Here is an 18,941-nt window from a genome sequence, read left to right on the forward strand (position 1 = left end):
GGGAGGAGGGGGGCTACGGACCGCCCCGTCCGCCGATCGCGTCCGGGCCGCTGCCCGACGGCCCCGCTCGGACAGCGGTGTCATCGGCGTCAGCGGTGTCAGCGATGTCGGCGGTGTCAGCGGTGTCGGACGCGTCGGAATCCTCGCCCAGCAGGTCCCGCAGTTCCGCCAGGACCGCCTGCTCGTCCGTGCCGTCCAGTGCCGCGTGTGCCGCGCGCCAGGCGTCGTACGCCTCCGTCCGCCGCCCCTGCTCGCGCAGCAGCAGCCCGTGCTGGTGCAGGGCCAGCCCGCCCATGTAGCGGTCGGCGCGGGCGTCGGCCCGGCGCAGCAGCTCGGCGCACTCCTCGGCCGCCCGCCCAATCCGCCCCAGCTGCCGCAGCGCGCGGACCAGACCGAGCCGGGTCTGGGCCTCGCCGTGCCAGTCGCCGTGACCGCCCAGGATGCGCAGGCTCTCCTCGAAGTGCCGGGCGGCGGACCGCGGTTCGCCGAGGGTGAGATGGGCGTAACCGATGTTGCAGTGCGCCGAGTGCCGCACGATGACCGCGCCGATCCTGTCCCCGATCGCCAGCGAACGCCGGTGCTGCTCGATGGCGGCACGCGGGTCGGTGTGCTCGTAGAGGTTGCCCAGGTGGCTGCGGGTGACGGCCTCGCCGTAGGGGTCGTTCAGCAGCCGGGAGTAGGCGAGGCTCCGGCGCAGCGCCTCCCCCGACTCCGCGAACCGTCCGAGCCCCTCCAGCAGCAGCCCCCGGTTGTTCAGGCAGCGCCGGATCCGGGAGACCATGCCCAGCCGCCCCCAGATCTCCAGGGCCTCGTCGGTGAGGGCGAGGGAGTCGTTCTGCCGGCCCGTCAGGAAGTGCAGGGCGGCGAGGTCGCACAGCGCGTACCCCTCGGCCGCCGGGTCCTCCAGCCGACGCGCCGCCGCGAGCCCGGCCCGGCCCAGCACCTCCATCTCGGCGACCCGGCCCCTGCGCTGCGCGTACGGGGACAGCAGCCGTGTGAGCACCGAGAGGTGGGCGGCCCTGCGCGGATCCTCGGTGTCCGCGTTCCGCGCCACCAGCGCGACGATGTTCTCCAGCTCCGTCTCACCCCAGGCGAACGCCTCCTCGGCCGACTCGAAGGACGCGAGGGCGGCCACGTCCGCCGCGTGCTCGGCCGGCTGTGCCGAGGTCGGCCGCCGTCGGTCGTCCTGGTCGATGCCGGGCTCCACGATCGCCTCCAGCACCCGCTCCGACACGGCGGCGTACCAGCGCAGGGCGACGAGGTCGGCACAGTCGTGGGGGTCGGTGGTGGCGGACTCGTCCGGCGCCGGCGACGCGTCCCCGGTGGCGGCCCCCGCCCGAGCGGCCCGCGCGGGCGCGCCGGCCTGCGTGTGGGTGGTCTGCGTACGGGTGGTCTGCGGATGGGTGGCCTGTGTGTGGGTGGCAGCCTGCGTTTGCGCGGCCTGCGGATGAGCGGTCTGCGGATGAGCGGTTCGCGTATGGCCGGCCCGCGCGTCGGCGTCCGCCAGTTCGCGGGCGAAGTCGCGGACCAGGTCGTGGGGTGCGTAACGGCCGTACGTCGTCTCCTCCAGCAGGGCGACATCGACCAGTCGGTCCAGTGCGGCCTCGGCGCGCCGCTCGTCGGTGCCGGTGAGGCGGGCGATCAGCGCGGCGCCGTACGTCGGCAGGTCGAGCGCGCCGATACGGCGCAGGGCGAGGGCCGCGTCCCGGTCGGCCTCGCGCTCGGCGGCGGCGAGCGCGTCGTGGGCGACGGCCAGGGAACGGCGGACGCTCAGATCGTCGTACTCCAGGTGGTGCAGCCGACTGCCGGTATCGGCCAGCTGACCGGCCAGGACGTCCGGGGTGAGGGCGCGGCGGGCGGCGAGCCGGGCGGCGACCACGCGCAGCGCCAGCGGGAGCCGGCCGGTCAGCTCGACCAGCGGGTGGCCCGCGTCCAGCCCCGCGCGTCCGCTGACCGCGCGCAGCAGGGCCGCGCTGTCCTCGCCGGTCAGCGGGGCGAGCGGGAAGCGCCGGGCGCCGTCGAGGGCGGTGAGCGGCGAGCGGCTGGTGACGATCACCGCACAGCCGGGCCCGGCCGGCAGCAGTGGCCGGACCTGGGCCGCGTTCGCCGCGTCGTCCAGCACCAGCAGGAGGCGGGCGGGGGCGAGCAGTGAGCGGAGCAACGCGGCGGCGGCGTCGGGGTGTTCGGGGATGTTCCGGGGGTCTACGCCGAGGTCGCGCAGCAGTGCGGCGAGTGCCTGGGCACCGGTGAGCGGGGTCATGCCGGGGGTGGCGCCGTGCAGATTGACGTAGAGCTGACCGTCCGTGAAGAGCTCCCGCAGCTCATGGGCCACGTGCAGGGCCAGAGCGCTTTTGCCGACCCCGGCCATGCCGCTGATCACCGCGACGGCGGGGACGGAGGCGGGCGGCCCGGTCAGCGCCCGGTGCAACTCGCGCCGTACGTCCGTCCGCCCGGTGAAATGGGCCGGCGGCGCGGGCAACTGGGCCGGACGCGGGGTCTGCGGCACGGGCGGGGCGGCGCCGTCCTGCGGGCAGTCGGAGGCCGTGCGGCCGGGGGCGGTCCCGGGAGCCGGCTGTGGGACCGGGGTCGCGGGAGAGGTGCCGGGCTCCGCGGCGGAGACGGGTCCGCCGACGGCGCTTCCGAGGCCGGCGCCATCGCTGCCGGTACTGACGGTACTGCCGGAGCCGGTGCCGTCGTCGGTGCCGACACCACCGGAAGCGGCCGGGTCACCGGCGCCACCGGCCCGCGGCTCCTCCCCCGGCCAGGCCTCTGACGAGGAGTCACCACGCACCTGCCCACCACGGTCGCGCAGCACCTCGACATGCGCCTCGCGGACCGCCGGACCGGGTTCGATACCGAGTTCCTCCACCAGACGGGCACGCAGGTCGCGGTGGACGGCGAGGGCCTCGGCCTGGCGCCCGGTGCGGTGCAGGGCGAGCATCAGCTGACGGTGGTACGCCTCGCGCAGCGGGTGCTCGGCGACCAGGGCCGTCAGCTCGGGTACGAGGGCGGCCAGGCGGGCGCCTCCGAGGGCGAGTTCGGCGTCGTAGCGCCACTCCAGCAGGAGCAGCCGGGCCTGCTCCAGACGCTGTACGAAGGCGTAGCCGCCGATGTCGGCGGGGAGCCCGCTGAGCGGGGTGCCGCGCCACAGCGCGAGCGCGCCGGCACAGGCCCGCAGCACGCCCGGCCAGTCCCGCCGGACGTGCGCGGCCCGCGCCTCGGCGACCCGGGCGTCGAAGACGTGCACGTCCAGTTCGCCGTGGTCGACCCGCAGCACATAGCCCGGCGGTACGGCCCGGAGCCGCTCGGGGCCGTCCAGGAGCCGGCGCAGCCGGGTGACGTGGTTGTGCAGGGATGCCCGCGCGGAGACGGGCGGCGCGCCGCCCCACAGCGCGTCCTTCAGCACCTCGACGGAGACGACCCGGCCGGGCTCCAGCAGCATTGCGGCGAGCAGGGCACGGACCTTGGGGCTGCCGATGGACCGGACGCGCGGGTCCCGGGCACCGGCCCCGGAACCACCGACCTCCTCGGCAGCGCGGCGGGAACCGGTGGGACCGAAGGCCCAGGGCGAGGCATCACCCGGGACGCCGGAAGAAACGCCACCGGGAACACCGGCAGGGGATCCGTCCGGAGCACCAGCGGAGGGCACAGCGGATACGGCACCCGAGGCACCGGCGGAGGGGGCACCCGAGGCCCCGGCACTGGGGCCACCCGAGGCTCCGGGAGAGGGTTCGTACGAAACCCCGTACGACGGTCGGTCGTAGAGGACCGGCGGTCCCAGCAGTCCGAAGCGCAGCTCGCACCGCCGCATCACGCCGCTCCACAGCCTTCCCGCGCGGCCGGGCCGACCGCACTCCGCGGCGAACGTCTGCCCGCCGATGTCTGGCGGAAACCCGCCCTGTACCCAACGGTTTCCCGCCACTTCATGCCCACCGAACGGCCTGCGGAACCCCCTCGTCCGAGGGTCTGCTCCCGTTCCTGAAGGGCGAGTTCGCGCCAACCGCCCAGCGGTCAGCTGACGAACCGTTGGCCACATGTTAGCGATCCGTTGGCGAATCCTGATGTGATCATTCCATCGGATCTGGCTCGACGGCGCGCGCGTATGTCGCGTAACTCGGGGGAGTGTCGCCGCAGGCTGGATCCGGGGACGACAAGGGCCCCGGCCGGCGGAGGTGAACGACCGGGGCCCCGTCCCGCCTTTCCCGCACCCACGCGCCCGCCTTCACCCGGCCGCCGCTCCTCGCCACCCCACCCCCCACAGCCCGTCTCCCACGGTGCCCCGACGAACGCGCCCAGCCGACGCCCAAGACCGTCCCGGCGCGACCGCCTTCGCCCCCCCGAGCGAAACGAGCCCCCCGCCGACGCCGCATCCACTGCATCCGTTGCATGAAAAAACCCAGGTCAGCTGATATCTGACCTGGGTTTCCAGTGGAGCCGCTTTCGGGATTCGAACCCGAGACCTACGCATTACGAGTTTCCATGACGAGTGGTCGTAGCGCGTCACCGGCGGCCGTATCCCCAGTTCATCGGCCATTTCTCTCGGTCACGACCGACCCCGACCGAGGGCGAACCGCAACTGGGAACGCAACTACCACCGCCCATGGGTCGCGGGCGCGGCGCCACGTGCCCAAGATCGATGCAAGTAAGTGGCTCCACGTACTTGCGTGACCCGCCGCGACCCCCTACGCTCTAAGCAAGCGACACCGCTTACGCAAGCGGCCCCGCTCGGTGCTACCAACACCGAACGGGGCCTGACGGAATCACCTGCCTACACAGGAGTCCGCTGTGCAGAACTCTCTCATTCGCCGTGCCCGTCGCGCCAACCGCCGTACCCTCCGCGTTGAGCTGCGCCGCCGCACCGCCGCGCACCGCCTCGCCTCCAGCTGCCGCCGCCGGCCCCGCTCCCTCGCCACCGTGGCCATCGCCGCGGGCGTCGCGAAGGACACCGTGACCGGCGTCGCCAACGGTCTCCGCTCCGTCGCGAAGCGCCTCGGCCTCACCCCGGCCGCCACCGCTCGCACCCGCCGCACCGTCGCCGGTGGCCGCGCCCACCGCACCCACACCGTTGCCCGCTGGACCCTCACCCAGATCAGCCGCCTGACGGCCGCCTACCGGCCGCGCAAGGCCGAGTACGTCGCCGCCGTCGCGCTCATCGCCGCGTTCGCCGGCGGTGCCCGATGACCGAGAACACCACGGCGCCCAGCGTGAGGCTGAGCGCCCTGCCCCCGGCCGTCACCGAATTCCTCACCGCCATCGCCGACGCCCTCGACATCCCCCACCCCGCCACCTACGGCGGACAAGAGGCGTACGACCGCGTCCTCGGCGAACGCGCCATGCACGCGAAGATCGCGCTGCGCAGCGCCCTCGAAGACCACGTCCTCGGCCTCGACTGGAACACGCAGTACCTGCGCGAGCGACTCGCCGAGCACCCGCCCACCGGCTACGTCACCTGCGACCAGGCGCACGCCGCGCTCGGCGCGGGCAAGACCTGGTCCGAGGCCGTCGCCCTCCCCGCCGGGGAGGGCCGATGACCGCGCCCCGCACCGTCACGGTGCACACGCTGGACCACGGAGACGTGGTCGTGCCCGAACCGGCCTGGTGCATCAACCACGACCCGTTCGACGGCCACCGCGAGGACTTCACGCACTACGGGGCCGAACAGCCGCTGCACTTCCGCGGTGAGCTGCTGTGGGTCGCGATGCTCGTGCAGGCCCCGTTCAGCCGCTCCCCGCACGTCGGCGTGTACGTCGAGCAGACCGGATATGCCGGCACGCTCGACGCGGCCGGACTGCGCGAGCTGGCCGACACCCAGGCCGTGCACGCCGAGCAGCTGCGCCGCCTCGCCCGCGAGCTGGACGCACTCCAGGACGGGGGCGACCGGTGAGCAAGAGCCACATCCCCCGGCCGACCGAGCGCGCCGCCATCCGCGCAGCCGCCCGGTCCGCCCGGCCCCTCCCCCCGGTCCCCGCCTTGATGGCCGCGCTGCTGGTCGCCAACGACCGCCGCGACCGCGAAGGCGTCTGCCTCGCCGCACACCGCGCCGTGCGCGCCGCCACTCGCTAACTCCGCCCAGCCCGGCCCCTCCCCGGGGCCGGGCCACGGACGGCCTTCAGCGCCATCCCCTTGATTTACCGCCCCGGAGGTGGGCGAATGAACTCCCTGATGACGTGGGCCCAGACCCACCCTGTACCGGCAGCACTCGCCGGTCTCCTGACCCTGACCGCCGCTGCCCTGCTCGTCCGTGTCAGCCGCAAGGCCATCGGCACACCGATCGCCGTTGTCATGGCGTCGCTCGCGGCCCTGGCCTGCACCGCCTACAGCGCCGACACCTCATGGCGCTTCGCCGAGCACCGTCTCGGGATGACGTCGACCAACGAGCGCGCCGCGATGTTCGCCGCCGCCGAACTGGCCCTTTTCGCCTGCGGCCTCATGGCCCGGCAGAACCTCCGCGACCCGAAGAAGGGCGCCCCCGGCGCCCCGGGCCTGCTGGTCTGGGTCATCACCGGCGTGCAGATCATCCCCGCCTACTCCGAGTCGGGCATCGTCGGCGGCACCGTCCGCGCCGTGGTCGGCCCCGTCCTCGCAGCCCTGCTGTGGCACCTCGCGATGGGGATCGAGCTGCGGCACGCCAAGCCCGGCACGGACTCCAGCAGCCTGCCGGCCCTGCTCGCCCGCGAGCTGCGCGAACGACTGCTGTCCTACCTCGGCCTGGCCACCCGCGACCGTACCGCCGAGCAGATCACCCGCGACCGGTGGACCGTGAAGGCTGTCGGCTTGGCCGCCAAGCTCGCCGACATGGAGCCGGGCGCGCGAGGCCGTACCCGGGTCGCTCGACGCCTGTCCGTCGCGGTGGGCAAGGCCCAGGTTGGCGCGTCCGAAGAGCAGCGGGACAAGCTGCTGGAGCTGCTCGCCGCCCGGCGCAACGCGGCCGATCTCGCCACGATCAACCTGCGCTCTCCGTGGCAGGACGCCGCCGAGGACGCGCAGGACGCCGCGGACGCGCCCGCGTCCGCGCCCGTCCGGAGCGCCTCTCTCTTCCCCGTCGTCGCCCCGGCCGGCGCCCGCATCCTGCCGATCGTCGCCCGTCCGAAATCCACGCCTGACCTGGGACGCGACGACGACGAGGACGCCCAGGACGGCCCGCGTCCTACGCCGCCCCTGATGACGTCCGCCGACGTCGCCCAGCACTACGGCATCAAGCCGTCCACCGTCCGCAACTGGGTCGCTGACGGACGCATCCCCGTCCACTCCAAGGACGCCGCCGGACGCAACCTGTTCCACCCGGACGACCTGCCCAACTTCGAGGCCGTAGCGGCTTGAAGGGATCGGCCGGCAGGTCTCTCCGCAGCCTGCTGCTGGTGCTCTGACTGGCCGCGGTGCCGGTCCCCGCCCGCGGCCCCCTTCCACCGCGCATCTGGACCTTCCACATCTTCGAGGAACCCGATGATCGCCATCGTTCGTACCCGCACCCTGCGCGCCCTGCGCGCCGACCTGGCCGCCGCCGACTCCGCGGCCGAGACCGCTCGCGCGCTGGCCGAGCAGCACCGGCGGGACGCCGAGACCGCCACGGACTCGGCGATCCGCGCGGAGACCGCGCTGGAGAGCCTGCGCGACGCGCACGCCCGCAGCATCGCCGACGGCGCCCGCGTTGAGGGCGAACTGAAGGCCCTGCGCTCCCAGGCCCTGCTCGACACCGAGGACCGCGCCGTCCTGCGGATGCTGCTCCGCCAGGCCCGGAAGGCGGCCACCGCGCCCCAGCGCATGTACGTCCTGCTGCGGTACGGCTCCTTTCACAGCCTCCACGAGACCCGCGAGGCAGCTGAGGAAGCCGCCGAGCGGGACGGGGCCGACCCCGCCGCCTGGTACACCCAGGGCGGGACCGGCCCGCAGTACCCCGATGACGAAGCGGCATGGCTGATCAAGCCGGTACCGCTCAAGGGCAGCAGCTGATGCTCGCGCTCTTCTTCGCCGTCGCCACCGGGGCCGGGCTCATCGGCCTGGCCCTGGTCGACCCCCGCGCCGTCCCGCCCGCCACCGGGACCTGCGCCCTGATCCTCACCCTCGCCGCGCTCGCCGCGGCAACCCTTCGCTGAAAGAGGCTTCCAGTGGTCACCACGTCACCCCCGAGCCCCGGCGGGAATCGCCTCCCCGCCTGGTGGCGGCCCAAGTCAGCTGTCCTTCCCGCCCCGAGCACCGAGGCCACGGCCGGGGCGGAGTCCGAGTCGACGTCGACGGTGCCGCCGCAGAGCAGCACCAAGAGCGCGCGGACTCGGGCCCGTCGAATCCGGATGGCGCAGGCGGGCGCGGGCGGGCCGGAGATGGTCGAGCTGGTGGACATCGAGTTCACCGAGACGACCGACGTTCCGCCGGCCGCGCCCGAGCCCGAGCCGAAGGTCCGTGACCCGCGCCTGAGGTGGGCCGCGTTCAACGGCGGTGCCGCTGCTGCCGGTCACCTGGTGATCTGGTCGGTGACCGGGGACCCGATGTCCGGCGCGCACCTCATGGGCGACATGACGAGGTCGGTGCCCGAGCTGGCGGCCACGGCCATCACCGGTGGTGCCGTGGTGGCCGGTTGGAAGGGCGCCGGGCTTGTCCGCCTTCACCAGCTCCCGGGCGTGCTCGGGCTGGCTGCCCGTCCGGCCGCCGCGCTGGCGGCGGCGCTGTGGGGGCAGGGCACCGCCCCCGTCGTCCGTGACCTCATGTACTCGGTCGAGCCGTGGGGCTCCCTCGTCGCGCCGCTGCTGGCCGCCGGTCCCGTCGCCGCCTTCTGCGTGTGGGCGTTCGACCGCCCCTGCCGCCAGTCCGTCCCGGCCGTCCGCTGGCTCGCCCGGGTCCCGCTCGCCACCGTCACCCTCTCCTCCCTCCTGTACGCCCCGGGAGTGGCCCTGTGACCGGCTTCGTCTTCCTCGGCGCCTTCTCCCTCTTCGCCCTGATCGGCTGGCGCTCACGGGCGTCCGACATGCGCTTTCTCGCGCGCATGTCCCTGCTGATGGCGGTGCTGATCGCCGTCGAACTGTGGTGGGTCCTGTGACCGCCACCAGCTCCCAGTCGTCCCCCTTCTACATCCCCGGAGTTGTGCTGTGACCACGCCCGAGACCTTCAACACCGTGATCGCCGCCGGTCCGATCCTCGGCTCGGTCGGCACCTCAGGTCTGACCTTGACGACCGGCATGGTGATGCTCGCCGGACTGCGCGGCAGCGACCGAGTCAAGTTGGACCGTGACAAGGCCGGTGGCATCGGCATCGCCCTGGGCACCTTCGGTGGCGCCGCCGGTGACCTGTGGGCCGACCTGACCAGCGGCGTGGCCGAGGTCCCCACCTCCCTCATCCAGGGCACCTTCACCGGCAACATGGGCTTGGGCGGCGTCGCCTTGGCCTTGACCGGCTGGACCTTCCTGTTCAAATGGCGCCGCCTGATCTGGCCGTCCCTGCTGGGCATCTCCGCCGGGGTCGTCTACGGGCAGGCCGGGGGGATCTGGGCCATCGGCCACAACCTTGTCCTGCGGATCGCGTCCGCCGTGGGGGCGATGTGAGCACCACCGGCGAGGTCTTCCAGGTGATCCGGGGCAGTGGTGCCGCGCTCACCGCGCTCAAGTCCGGCTCGATGGTCCTCGGCGGGAAGGTCTGCGGCTGCGTCACCACCGCTGTGCGGTGGGCGTGGGACCAGGCGTCCGTCGACCCTGAGGCCACCGCCGCCGCCCAGGCCGCCGCTGCGAAACGGGCCCGGGCCAAGGCCGCGAAGGCGAAGAAGGACGCGAAGGCCAAGGCCGTGAAGGCGGAGAGCGACGAGGGCGACGAGGACGAGGCCGAGGAGCCTGAGGACCAGCCCACGGTGACGGTCCCTCGGGTGGCGCCGGTGCGCCGGCCGGTGCCCGAGACCCTCGGCATGCTCGCCATCGCCGGGATGCTCGCCACCGGTGCCCTCGGCACCGCGGTCACCCTCGCCTGGCCCCACGTGGTGCCCTACCTCCAGATGTTGGCCCCCTGGCGCGGTGTGATCCTCACGGTGGGCGGCCTGGCCTGGATGGCGGCCGCGTGGATGGTCGCCCCTCCTCCGGCCCCGGCCGAGGCCCCGGCCGAGGAGGTAGACGGCCAGGAGGTAGACGAGCTGGAGGCGGAGGACCACGGGGTAGACGGCGACGCCGAGTTCGCCGAGGAGGACCCGGAGGAGGGGGAGGGTCCCGCCGACGAGCCGGCGGAGACCATGTCCGTCCGCCTGGCCCGGCACGTCCTCGGCGAGCTGGCCGCGCTGGAGAGCGCGGGGAAGTCCGCGATCCACGTGACCGCGCTCATCGCCTCCGCCGAGAAGGCGGAGATCCTCGCCCCCCAGTCCCTGGACAAGGGCGGGATGCGGCGGTGGCTGGAGGCCAGCGGACTGCCCGTCACCAAGAGCGTCAAGGTGGGCGGGACCGTCGACTACGGGGTCCGCGTCGACCGGGTCCGTGAGGCCCTCGGCATGGGCCCGGGGGAGGCTCTCGCCCGGCTCCTCGGGGGAGGCGCCCGCACTGCCCCGCCGGCCCCCGCCGAGACCCCCGTCAGCACTCCCGTTCCGGCTCCCGCCGAGGCCCCGCTCCCGGCCGCCGCAGCGCCCGGCACGGACCGCCGCTTGGCCCTGGTTGAGCCCCTCCCCTCGGGTGGCTCCCAGGGGTCCGCCCAGGGAGCGGCGTAGCCCCGGCTACCCCGCCTCTGACCTGCGGTTCTACCCCGGCGTCTACCTCCGGCTACCTAGCCGTCTACCCACCGCTCTACCCCCGCTCCCGGTCCGGGGAGCGGGACCAGGCGACCAAGGAGATCTCATGCCCACCACCACGTACTGGACCTGGACCGTGGTCTGCGACGAGCCCAGGACGGGCCGCCGGATCACGCGGCAGGGGGAGACCATCGCCTCGGCCGACGCGACCAGCGAGTCGGTTCGGGAGCGCCTCTACCCCGACCTCAACGAGGACCTGGCCCGCCGGTACGGCCTCGGCTACGACATCCAGGACCTCGCCCCGGCCTGGTGCATCGAGCAGCAGTAGCCGCCGCCCCCTCAACTCCCCGGACCGGCCGGGCCGGGGTACGCCGAGGGCGCCCCTCCACGACCAAGCAGCGGGGCGCCCCGGCTCCATCCCTCAGAGAGACGGAGCATCATCATGGCACTCGGATTCAAGAGGCCCATCGAGCCCGACGACCCCCGGTTGAAGGAGCACGAGACGACGTACAGCAGCTCGCGCGGCGGCTGGGTGAAGCGTGCCGAAAAGCCCGTCCCCGGCAAGCCGAAGAAGTAGGCCACCGGCTCAGCAGGCAGCCCGGCACGAAGCCCCTTTCCACGAGAGGATGACCCCATGAACCAGCTGTCCAACGAGATGCAGGAGATCGTCGGTGCGCTACCGCCCGCGGTCCAGGCGATCGTCGCCGCTGCCGACGAACACCCCGAGTACGAGCGCACTATCCAGTACACCCAGTTCGTGTATGAGGACGTCACGATCGCCCAGTTCGGCAGCGTGCCGGCGCCGCTCGTGGGACAGACGGTCCGCCTGCACGGCGTTGACACGCCGTTGTCCGTGGTCGGAGTCGAGACGGAATACACCGTCAGCCCGGAGGACGACGCGACCCTCGTCTATACCCGCATCCACGTGACGCTCGCCGACTGAGCACTCGTCGGACGCCCAGCCCTCGCCCGGTCACCACGACCGCGCGAGGGCTTTTGCGTGTCCGCAGCGCGCCACCCCAAGGCGTGCCAGCGTCGTGCCCTTTCGCGAGAAACAGCAGGTCGCGACCAGCGCACCGGTCCGCCCTATCACCTTCGCCACGGACGCTCGCCCGGTTCCTGGGTCCGTCCGCCGGTCCGCTGCCGGCGTGCGGCCGTGGTCACCATCACGCCGATGAGCACGGCCCCGAACACCCACGGCAGCACCGGCCACCCCTTGGCGATGCTCACCAGCAGCAGGACGAACGCCGCCACGAACACCCCGGCGTCTACCGCGCCGTTGCTTCCCCTGCTCATCAGGCCCCCAGAGTTGAGTGCGCACACCGTACTGCCACCACGCGTTGCTCGCCCAGCCGCCGCAGTTGCGCGCAATCCACCATCGCCAGGCGGACTATGCAATCTGCTGCAATCAGGGGGCACCGCCGAGCCATCCCGCGCATTCTGGTACCTCCAACGACCCAGTAGCGGAGGCGTGATGACGCTCAGGTTCATCGGCACCACCAGCGACGAAGGCGACTGCCCGACCCTGTACGAGATCGAGGGCACCGACGAGGTACTCGTCCAGGGCGACAGAGAGACCGACCCCGAGCACCTGGTCCAGCTCCGCGACGTGAAGCCTTCCGAAACGTTCGTCCGGGTACCGCGCAGCCTGCTGACCCGATACGCCCCGCGCACCCCAGCCCCGGAGCTTCAACCGTTCTCGGCGATCAGCCACCTGTTCCGCGAGTTCCGCCACACAGCATGGCGGCTGGAGACCCGCCGCGGGTACGCCTCCGACCGACGCAGCACGAAGTGGGCACGCTGGCAGGCCGGCGAGGACATCGCGGGGGAGGCGAGCACGTGGCTGGAGAACGTCGCCGAGCAGACGGCGGCCGGGAAAAGGATCGAGCGCGTGCGCCTGGTAGACGACCCACCCACTGAGGGGCAGCAGTTCCTGCTCGCGAGCGCGCCCGGCAACGTCGCGGCCGGCGAGGACATCCGCAACCTCACCCGCGCGGAGGCCGAGCACCTGCGCCTCCCCGACTGCGACTTCTGGCTGTTCGACTCCAAGCTCGTCGCCCGATTCGCGTTCGCCGAGGACGACACCACCCTCGGCGTGTACGTCACCGAGGACCCCGCCGAGGTACTCGCCGCCTGCCAGGCCCGCGATGCCGCCTGGCACCACGCTGTGCCTACGCAGGAGTTCGCGCGGCGGGTAGCGTCGACTGTGTGACAACCGACTTCCAGACGGCCCGTGAAGCCCTCGGCGCGCGGCTGCGTGAGCTGCGTACCGAGGCCGGGCTGGAGGGGAAAGACCTTGCTGCCCGGCTCGGCTGGCAGACGTCCAAGGTAAGCCGCTTGCAGAACGGCAAGCAGACCCCCACCCGCGACGACCTCACCGCGTGGGCCCGCGCACTGGACCGGCCGGACATCGAGCCTGAGCTGCACGGACTGCTGGCCGGGCTCGATATGAAGCAGCGAAACCGGTCGTGGCGGAAGCAGCTGGCTGGCGGGCACCGCGGCCGTCAGGAGATCGCGGTACGGCTGACGGAGAACACCCAGCAGATTCGCGGTCTCGAAGTGTCCCGGATCCCGGGGCTCTTCCAGACACCGGAGTACGCGCGCGTCGTCTTCGACTCCCTCGCGGAGTTCCGCGGCATCCCGGCCACCACCGACGCAGCGGTCGAGAAGCGGATGCGCAGGCAGGAAGCTCTGTACGACCCGGACAAGTCGTTCCGGTTCGTGCTGTGCGAGGCGGCCTTGTACCACCGCCCGTGCCCGGTGGACGTGATGGCCGAGCAACTGGACCGGCTGTACAACCTCGTCGGACAGAAGCGTGTGGAGCTGGGCATCATCCCCTTCGGTGCGCAGCTGCGCCGCACCGCCCCCCACGCCTTCTGGATCTACGACCGGCGCCTGGTCATCGTGGAGACGATCAGCGAGGAACTGTGGCTGACCGGCGACGAGGACGTGCAGCTGTACGAACGGGCCTGGGAGTGGCTCGCTGAGTCCGCCGAGTACGGCGCCCCGGCACGGCGCCTGATCGGCCGCGCGAGGGCCTCTCTCGACCTCTCGTAAGCAACCAGCAGCAACCCGTCCAGCACCATGCGCAATCGCGCGCAATCGGCGCACGGGCCCGCAACCGCCCTGCATACGGTCGCGTCATGGCGACCTTCCTCCCCATCGCCCCAGTCGGCGAAGGACAAGCCTGGCTGCTGTCGTGCACGCCCGACCCGACGGCAGTACAGCAGACATGGGATGCCGGGCAACTGGCCGCGATCCCGTCCGGCCCACACTGGCGCGTGGCCCAGGTAGAGCTGTCCCGGTCCCTGGACGCGCTCGGCAGGCTCGGCTCGATCCCCGTGGGCCCGGTACTCACCGACATCCACAGCAGCACAGCGTGGTGGCTGCTGCTGCCCGATCTCGCGGACCAGCTGGACGACATCGCCGGCCTCACCGTGCACCCGGCCAGCTGGCCACTGGAATGCCCGCCGGTCACACACTCACTCGGCGGCCGATGGTGGCTGACCATCCCGGACGGGTCCGGCCGACTCACCGACCCCACCCTGCTCGCTGCCGCCCTAGGCCCCGGAGGCTACCGTCAGGAAGCGAGGGACCCGGAGTGACATCGGCTCAGAGCACTCAGCTGCTGGAGATCCCCGCCGCGCTGGTGCCGCACATCGTGCTGCCACGCCTGGAGTTGCTGTCGGAGGCCCGGACGCGGGGCGCTGAGTGCGTCTGGGGCGGCGAACGGCTGACCGGCGAGACGGCCATCGACCTGGGCAAGCACACCGACGGCGGCTTCAGCTGGTTCCCCCGCGCCTGCCGACCCTGCACGCGCGCCGCCGTGCGGGCCGCGCGCCACTACCACCCGGGGAGCTGCGAGCAGTGCGCCGACAACGCCGACATCTGCGACGTACGCCGTGCTCTCCATGAACTCTTCATTGGGCTGAGCCGATGATCTGCGCTCGCTGCGACGGGCCGATCCGCGAGGACGAGGGCTACGACACGGTCATCAGCCACGGCGGGTCCGGGGCCAAGCCGACGCAGTACGTCCACACACGGCCCTGCAAGGCTCCTCCACGGCAGAGCTACCTCTCGCGTCGCCTACGGAGGTAGCGGTCAGACTCCGGCGCCCGGGAGTGGGCGTCGGCGGCCACCCGCGAAGGGCCTGCCCGGGTGGCCAGGGCCCGCCCCTGAATCCCCCTTCAGGGGCGGACCCGCCCACGATCGCCCGTCCGCCCTCGGCACCCCCGCCCCCCAGGCGAGAGGGCGGACGGGTCCCGCGGGAGTTACCTGCCGCGCGGCGGCGCGAACGTAGCTTCCACCCCGCCACGGGTCTTCACGGCTCTGCGTAGTTCGCTGACGAGGAACTCGGTGTAGCGGCTGCTGTCACCCGCGCGGATCTCCAGGACGACGACTTGCGGCTGCTGCTGCCCACCTGTGCCCGTCGCACCCGCGGCGCCTCCCCGGCGGGGTGCGGTGAGCATCGACGCCCACGGCGCCTGAGCCGCCGCGAGCTTCCGCCGCGAGTCCGGGTTGGACCACACGCGGGACCCGGCCGGCAGGTCCAGCAGCTCCGGGCCCTGTTCGCCCACCCAGGTCAGGGAGGAGCGGAGGCCGCCGGAGGCTGCCGCGCCGACGATGCCGCCCGCCGCCTTCTTGCCGAACGCCTTCTCGATGGCCTTCTCCATGGCCTGCCCGAGCCGGTCCATGCTCTTCTGGAGGCTCTTCTGCTGCGCCTCCAGGGACTTGACGTACCGCTCCTGGGCCTTGATCTGCCGCTCGTACACGGCGTCCGCCGCGCTCTTCCCTGCCGACCCGGCCGCAGCTTCGATCTGCGCCTGCTGCTGGTTGATCGTCTGGACCTCGGACCCGGACGCCTGGAGCAGGGCGCCCGCGGTCTCCAGACCACCACCGTCGATGCCGGCCTCGGCGACCTGCTGGATGATGCTGGCGGAGAAACCCTTCGCCCTGAGCTGCTTCAACGCGGAGGCGAACGCGGTGACCTTGTCCTTGCTGGTGCGCATCCCGGCGCGGATCGAGGAGAGCGTGACCGTGCCCTCGCCGGACGCGCCCTTGGTGATGTTCGCCGAGCTGAGGAGGTTGCCCTTCACCGACGACGCGAGCTGAGCGCTGGCGTTCTTCAGGTCGCTGAGCTTGGACTTCGCTGAGTCCAGCGACTTCGTCACGCCGATGAGCTGCCGCTCCCACTTGAACAGCGACCGGCCGGCGCTGTCCAACTGCTTGAGCAGCCGGGACTCGGTGCTGCCGTGGGTGGCCTTCTGGATGATCGAGCGCCACTGGTTCAGCGTCGACACCAGCGAGCCGACCGAGTCCGGCTTGCCGAGCGCGTTGCCGAATTCCGAGCGCCGGTAGCCCGCCATGTAGCCGAAGTGCGAGACGGTCAGGTCGCCGTAGGCGTCGCGGCGGGCCTCGGCTTCCGCCTTAGCCTGGGCGGAGACCTTGCCGCCCTTGGCGAACCCGGCGACCTTCAGCCGTCCGGAGTTCAGCAAGTCCATGAACGCAACGCCGTACTTTCGTACCGCGCTCGCCTGGACAACGTACTCCGAGTCCGACACCCGGTACGCGCCGCCAGCAGGGGACAGAGCTGTGATGGAATCGGACGTTGAGGTCCCTGGCCCCTGTACCAGGCCGCCGCCAGGGAAGACCTGCACCGGGCCACCATCTGCGTAGCCGCGCACCGGGCCGCCGCGCGCGAAGACAGGTATGCCACCCATCGCGGCAATGGCCGCGTTCGCCGCGGTGAACCCAACCATCTTCGCTTGCAGGGTGACCGTGACAGTCTTGCCGTCGTAGCCCATCAGGGCCAGCTGCGCCTGAGCGAGCTTGCTTTGCAGGTCTCTGATGTCACCTCGCAGCTTGGCAGTTTGTGACGGAGTAGCGGTCTTCAGTTTTTGCCGAGCCGTTGCGATCTTCTCCTGGAGATCCTTGATGTCTCCCTTGATCATCGCCGTGCGCGTCGTGCCGTCGAACTTCAGCAGGGTATCCGCGAGCTTCTCGGCTTCTATCCGGTTGCCAGTGATGGCCATCGCATTGCGGACAAGCGCCTCGCGCCCTTGGTCGTAGATGGCCGCGGCTCTCGTCCAGCCCTCGTTGTTCTCAACGGCTTTCGCCGCAGCTTCCTGCGTTGCCGATGCCATCTGAGACAGCGCGTCCCGGTTCGCTCGCCCCTTCTCAGTGTTGATGTCCAGCGTCTTCCCGTTGTCCTTGATGGACTGCGAGAGCTTGTCCTGGGCCTCAGCAAACCGGGTCTCAGCGTCGTACGCACCACGGGCCACATCAGCCAGCGCCTGGATGCTCTGCCGCAGACCGTCCGCCGACGCCTTCTGCGCGTCCAGCTTGGCCTGCGCGGTCTGCGCTGCCAACCCGAACAGGCCCATGCCCTCCGCGGCCAACTGCTGTTCCGCCTTCAGGTCGGCTAGCGCCGCCTTGTACTCGGGGAACAGCTTGTTGACCTCCTTCAGGCTGTGTCCCCCCTTCAGGGCCGCGTCCTTGATCGTGCTGAAGTCCTTGGCGGCCAGCTTCGCGTTGCCGCTGGACACCAGGCCGGCCATGGCCTTGTCCAGCACTTCGAAGTCGTCCTTCAGCGCGTTCAGCGACTTGTCGCCATCCGTGATGTCGTGGACGGCGCCCTCGATCTTGTCGGCGACATCGTCCAGTCCCGGGATCCGGAACCCGAACGGCGTCCTGCTCATCTGCTCGGACTTCTTGCCCAGCTCGCCGATTTTGGCGACGAGACCGTCTACGTCACCGAACGTCTTCCGCAGCTCGCCCGTGAACTTCCCTGTCGTCGCCAGCTGCTTCAAGCTGGTCGTCAGCTTGTCCACGTCCGGGGGCGCCCCGCGCGCCTTCTCCGCGAGCGCGCCGATGCCGATCGCAACCGCACCGAGGACGCCACCGACCGCGCCGAGCCTCTGCATCGTCGTCAGCGACGCCGCCGTTGCCCGCAGCGTCGTACCGATTCCCGCTCGGCCCATCAGCTGGAAGTACGCGCGGAGCCGGCCGAGCGCCGATGCCGACGCGACAGCCGAGACCGCCTCCATACCGACCCGGAGCAGCTTGAACCCGGCGTACAGCTGGAGCACGTTCGACATCAGCCCGGTCGGGATCGAGTTGACGAGCTTGGCGAAGGCGTTCACGAGCGTGAGCATGCTGACGCCGGTGTCGGAGGCGGCCACCACCAGGTGCCCGAGTGCCCCGCCCAGGTTCTTCAGGGTGTCCGCGACCAGTGGGCCGTTCTCACGGGCGTAGTCCATCAGGGAGCGCAGGCCGCCGCCGATCTCGCCCGCGTTCATGGCCTGCGTCAGGTGCACAAGCCCGGTCGTCATCCGGGCCAGCGCGCCGGCCGAGAAGTCGGCGACGCTCTTCATGAACCGGTCGAAGCCCGCGGACTGCATGCCGCCCGCCGCCACGTTCATCAGCCGGTCCATCTGCGTCGCCGTGCTCTTCACCATGGGCGACAGCCGCGGCAGCACGTCACCGAGCAGCACGAACGACTTCGTCACCACCGGCATCGTGTCCCCGGCCAACGACCGGGACCACGCCTCATACTGCCCCTTCAGCGTGCTCAGCCCCACGGCCGCCTTACGCGTCGCCGGGTCCATCCGCTGGAGCTGCTGCGAGTAGTCCGCCTGCGCCTTGGCCGCCTCCGCCGAGTGCGCGCCGTGCTGCGCGATCGCGTCGTTCAGCTTCTTCTCGGCATCCGACGCTTCCTTCACCGCGCTCAGCTGGCCCGCGATCGCGAGCCCGAACGCGCCCACCGACAGCGCTGCGGCCCCGACGTTCGCCGCGAGCGGCACAGCCTGCGCCGCGATCGGCAGCAGCGCGGGAGCCAGCAGCAGCGCCGACTTCCGCAGCCGTTCCATGCTGTCGCCGCTCTCACCCATCGAGGCGCGCAGCGAGCCACCACCGCCCCGCAGAGACCCCATCGAGCCGCCCAGGCGGCGCATGCTGCCGTCCAGCTCGTCCGTGTCCCGGCGGAGCGTGCGGGACCGGTCCGAGAGGGTGGTGAGGCGGGTGTCGGCGGACCGCGCCGCGCTGTTCAACGACCGCAGCGACCGGGATGCATCCTGCGCCGAGTCCCGCAGCGCGCGCAGGGACAGGCTGGCGGCCGTGGCTCGTTCGGTCAGCCCGTCCAGGCCCCGGCCAGCCGCACGGGCGTCGTCGCCGAGCCGCTGAATCGACCGGTTGACCGACGCGATCCCGGCCGCGGTGTTGTTGGTGACCCTGACCCGGATCTCCACGTCGT

21 protein-coding genes are annotated in these 18,941 nt (G+C 72.0%); 18 read left to right on the forward strand and 3 right to left on the reverse strand.

All coding sequences use genetic code 11. The features are described 5' to 3' along the window. Window positions 1–13: 13 nt before the first annotated feature. Window positions 14–3,811, reverse strand: coding sequence for an AfsR/SARP family transcriptional regulator (locus tag IH25_RS0110125; RefSeq protein ID WP_078844194.1), 3,798 nt, complete (start codon window positions 3,809–3,811; stop codon window positions 14–16). Window positions 3,812–4,785: 974 nt separating this feature from the next. On the opposite strand from IH25_RS0110125, the gene IH25_RS0110130 reads away from it, so the two are divergent. The 14 genes from IH25_RS0110130 (at window position 4,786) to IH25_RS0110200 (ending at window position 11,633) form a co-directional block, all read left to right on the forward strand. Then, the gene (locus IH25_RS0110130; RefSeq protein WP_030606235.1) at window positions 4,786–5,181 is read left to right on the forward strand and encodes a hypothetical protein; all 396 of its coding nucleotides are present in this window, start codon (window positions 4,786–4,788) and stop codon (window positions 5,179–5,181) included. Further along, window positions 5,178–5,531 carry a hypothetical protein gene (locus IH25_RS0110135; RefSeq protein WP_030606237.1) on the forward strand — a complete coding sequence of 118 codons (354 nt, stop codon included), beginning with the start codon at window positions 5,178–5,180 and terminating at the stop codon, window positions 5,529–5,531. The genes IH25_RS0110130 and IH25_RS0110135 overlap by 4 nt, the downstream gene beginning before the upstream one ends. Continuing rightward, window positions 5,528–5,884: a DUF6907 domain-containing protein gene (locus IH25_RS0110140; RefSeq protein ID WP_030606239.1), complete on the forward strand. Its 357-nt coding sequence runs from the start codon at window positions 5,528–5,530 to the stop codon at window positions 5,882–5,884. The genes IH25_RS0110135 and IH25_RS0110140 overlap by 4 nt, the downstream gene beginning before the upstream one ends. After that, on the forward strand, window positions 5,881–6,063 hold the full coding sequence (locus tag IH25_RS0110145; RefSeq protein WP_030606241.1) for a hypothetical protein: 183 nt from the start codon (window positions 5,881–5,883) through the stop codon (window positions 6,061–6,063). Before IH25_RS0110140 ends, IH25_RS0110145 begins: the two co-directional genes overlap by 4 nt. A gap of 87 nt (window positions 6,064–6,150) precedes the next feature. Then, window positions 6,151–7,320, forward strand: a complete 1,170-nt coding sequence (locus tag IH25_RS0110150; protein WP_107058356.1) for a helix-turn-helix domain-containing protein — start codon at window positions 6,151–6,153, stop codon at window positions 7,318–7,320. Between the two features lie 123 nt (window positions 7,321–7,443). After that, entirely contained in the window at window positions 7,444–7,950 is a 507-nt protein-coding gene (locus IH25_RS0110160) for a hypothetical protein (protein ID WP_030606243.1), read from the forward strand. Further along, window positions 7,950–8,093, forward strand: coding sequence for a hypothetical protein (locus tag IH25_RS41575; protein ID WP_167346018.1), 144 nt, complete (start codon window positions 7,950–7,952; stop codon window positions 8,091–8,093). Before IH25_RS0110160 ends, IH25_RS41575 begins: the two co-directional genes overlap by 1 nt. Window positions 8,094–8,288: 195 nt before the next feature. Further along, window positions 8,289–8,891, forward strand: a complete 603-nt coding sequence (locus IH25_RS0110170; RefSeq protein WP_030606245.1) for a hypothetical protein — start codon at window positions 8,289–8,291, stop codon at window positions 8,889–8,891. Continuing rightward, window positions 8,888–9,031: a hypothetical protein gene (locus tag IH25_RS41135; RefSeq protein ID WP_157846957.1), complete on the forward strand. Its 144-nt coding sequence runs from the start codon at window positions 8,888–8,890 to the stop codon at window positions 9,029–9,031. Before IH25_RS0110170 ends, IH25_RS41135 begins: the two co-directional genes overlap by 4 nt. Window positions 9,032–9,080: 49 nt before the next feature. Then, on the forward strand, window positions 9,081–9,533 hold the full coding sequence (locus IH25_RS0110180) for a hypothetical protein (RefSeq protein ID WP_030606247.1): 453 nt from the start codon (window positions 9,081–9,083) through the stop codon (window positions 9,531–9,533). Then, on the forward strand, window positions 9,530–10,669 hold the full coding sequence (locus IH25_RS0110185; RefSeq protein WP_030606249.1) for a hypothetical protein: 1,140 nt from the start codon (window positions 9,530–9,532) through the stop codon (window positions 10,667–10,669). The genes IH25_RS0110180 and IH25_RS0110185 overlap by 4 nt, the downstream gene beginning before the upstream one ends. 127 nt (window positions 10,670–10,796) lie before the next feature. Next, window positions 10,797–11,018, forward strand: a complete 222-nt coding sequence (locus IH25_RS0110190) for a hypothetical protein (protein ID WP_030606250.1) — start codon at window positions 10,797–10,799, stop codon at window positions 11,016–11,018. 114 nt (window positions 11,019–11,132) lie between these two features. Continuing rightward, complete coding sequence (locus IH25_RS42790) at window positions 11,133–11,267, forward strand: hypothetical protein (protein WP_280842472.1); 135 nt, start codon at window positions 11,133–11,135, stop codon at window positions 11,265–11,267. A gap of 57 nt (window positions 11,268–11,324) precedes the next feature. Beyond that, window positions 11,325–11,633, forward strand: a complete 309-nt coding sequence (locus IH25_RS0110200) for a hypothetical protein (protein ID WP_030606253.1) — start codon at window positions 11,325–11,327, stop codon at window positions 11,631–11,633. A 146-nt stretch (window positions 11,634–11,779) separates the two neighbouring features. Here IH25_RS0110200 and IH25_RS41140 read toward each other — a convergent pair whose 3' ends face one another. Further along, entirely contained in the window at window positions 11,780–11,986 is a 207-nt protein-coding gene (locus IH25_RS41140; protein ID WP_157846958.1) for a hypothetical protein, read from the reverse strand. A gap of 178 nt (window positions 11,987–12,164) precedes the next feature. On the opposite strand from IH25_RS41140, the gene IH25_RS0110210 reads away from it, so the two are divergent. The 4 genes from IH25_RS0110210 (at window position 12,165) to IH25_RS0110225 (ending at window position 14,630) form a co-directional block, all read left to right on the forward strand. After that, window positions 12,165–12,902, forward strand: a complete 738-nt coding sequence (locus tag IH25_RS0110210; protein WP_030606256.1) for a DUF6879 family protein — start codon at window positions 12,165–12,167, stop codon at window positions 12,900–12,902. After that, window positions 12,899–13,747: a helix-turn-helix domain-containing protein gene (locus IH25_RS0110215; RefSeq protein ID WP_030606259.1), complete on the forward strand. Its 849-nt coding sequence runs from the start codon at window positions 12,899–12,901 to the stop codon at window positions 13,745–13,747. Before IH25_RS0110210 ends, IH25_RS0110215 begins: the two co-directional genes overlap by 4 nt. 86 nt (window positions 13,748–13,833) lie before the next feature. Next, window positions 13,834–14,295 carry a hypothetical protein gene (locus tag IH25_RS41900; protein ID WP_030606262.1) on the forward strand — a complete coding sequence of 154 codons (462 nt, stop codon included), beginning with the start codon at window positions 13,834–13,836 and terminating at the stop codon, window positions 14,293–14,295. Next, window positions 14,292–14,630, forward strand: coding sequence for a hypothetical protein (locus IH25_RS0110225; protein ID WP_030606265.1), 339 nt, complete (start codon window positions 14,292–14,294; stop codon window positions 14,628–14,630). Before IH25_RS41900 ends, IH25_RS0110225 begins: the two co-directional genes overlap by 4 nt. A gap of 331 nt (window positions 14,631–14,961) precedes the next feature. Here IH25_RS0110225 and IH25_RS0110230 read toward each other — a convergent pair whose 3' ends face one another. Further along, window positions 14,962–18,936: a hypothetical protein gene (locus IH25_RS0110230; protein WP_051753862.1), complete on the reverse strand. Its 3,975-nt coding sequence runs from the start codon at window positions 18,934–18,936 to the stop codon at window positions 14,962–14,964. Window positions 18,937–18,941 lie beyond the last annotated feature (5 nt).

This window comes from Streptomyces achromogenes subsp. achromogenes (assembly GCF_000720835.1).
In the GTDB taxonomy this organism is placed as follows: Bacteria; Actinomycetota; Actinomycetes; order Streptomycetales; family Streptomycetaceae; genus Streptomyces; species Streptomyces achromogenes.

Bases quoted from the DNA above. Each gene is read 5' to 3' on its own strand.
- IH25_RS0110125 (WP_078844194.1), bottom strand. From the start codon at position 3,811: ATGCGGCGGTGCGAGCTGCGCTTCGGACTGCTGGGACCGCCGGTCCTC.
- IH25_RS0110135 (WP_030606237.1), top strand. From the start codon at position 5,178: ATGACCGAGAACACCACGGCGCCCAGCGTGAGGCTGAGCGCCCTGCCC.
- IH25_RS0110140 (WP_030606239.1), top strand. From the start codon at position 5,528: ATGACCGCGCCCCGCACCGTCACGGTGCACACGCTGGACCACGGAGAC.
- IH25_RS0110150 (WP_107058356.1), top strand. From the start codon at position 6,151: ATGAACTCCCTGATGACGTGGGCCCAGACCCACCCTGTACCGGCAGCA.
- IH25_RS0110160 (WP_030606243.1), top strand. From the start codon at position 7,444: ATGATCGCCATCGTTCGTACCCGCACCCTGCGCGCCCTGCGCGCCGAC.
- IH25_RS41575 (WP_167346018.1), top strand. From the start codon at position 7,950: ATGCTCGCGCTCTTCTTCGCCGTCGCCACCGGGGCCGGGCTCATCGGC.
- IH25_RS0110170 (WP_030606245.1), top strand. From the start codon at position 8,289: ATGGCGCAGGCGGGCGCGGGCGGGCCGGAGATGGTCGAGCTGGTGGAC.
- IH25_RS0110190 (WP_030606250.1), top strand. From the start codon at position 10,797: ATGCCCACCACCACGTACTGGACCTGGACCGTGGTCTGCGACGAGCCC.
- IH25_RS42790 (WP_280842472.1), top strand. From the start codon at position 11,133: ATGGCACTCGGATTCAAGAGGCCCATCGAGCCCGACGACCCCCGGTTG.
- IH25_RS0110200 (WP_030606253.1), top strand. From the start codon at position 11,325: ATGAACCAGCTGTCCAACGAGATGCAGGAGATCGTCGGTGCGCTACCG.
- IH25_RS41140 (WP_157846958.1), bottom strand. From the start codon at position 11,986: ATGAGCAGGGGAAGCAACGGCGCGGTAGACGCCGGGGTGTTCGTGGCG.
- IH25_RS0110210 (WP_030606256.1), top strand. From the start codon at position 12,165: ATGACGCTCAGGTTCATCGGCACCACCAGCGACGAAGGCGACTGCCCG.
- IH25_RS41900 (WP_030606262.1), top strand. From the start codon at position 13,834: ATGGCGACCTTCCTCCCCATCGCCCCAGTCGGCGAAGGACAAGCCTGG.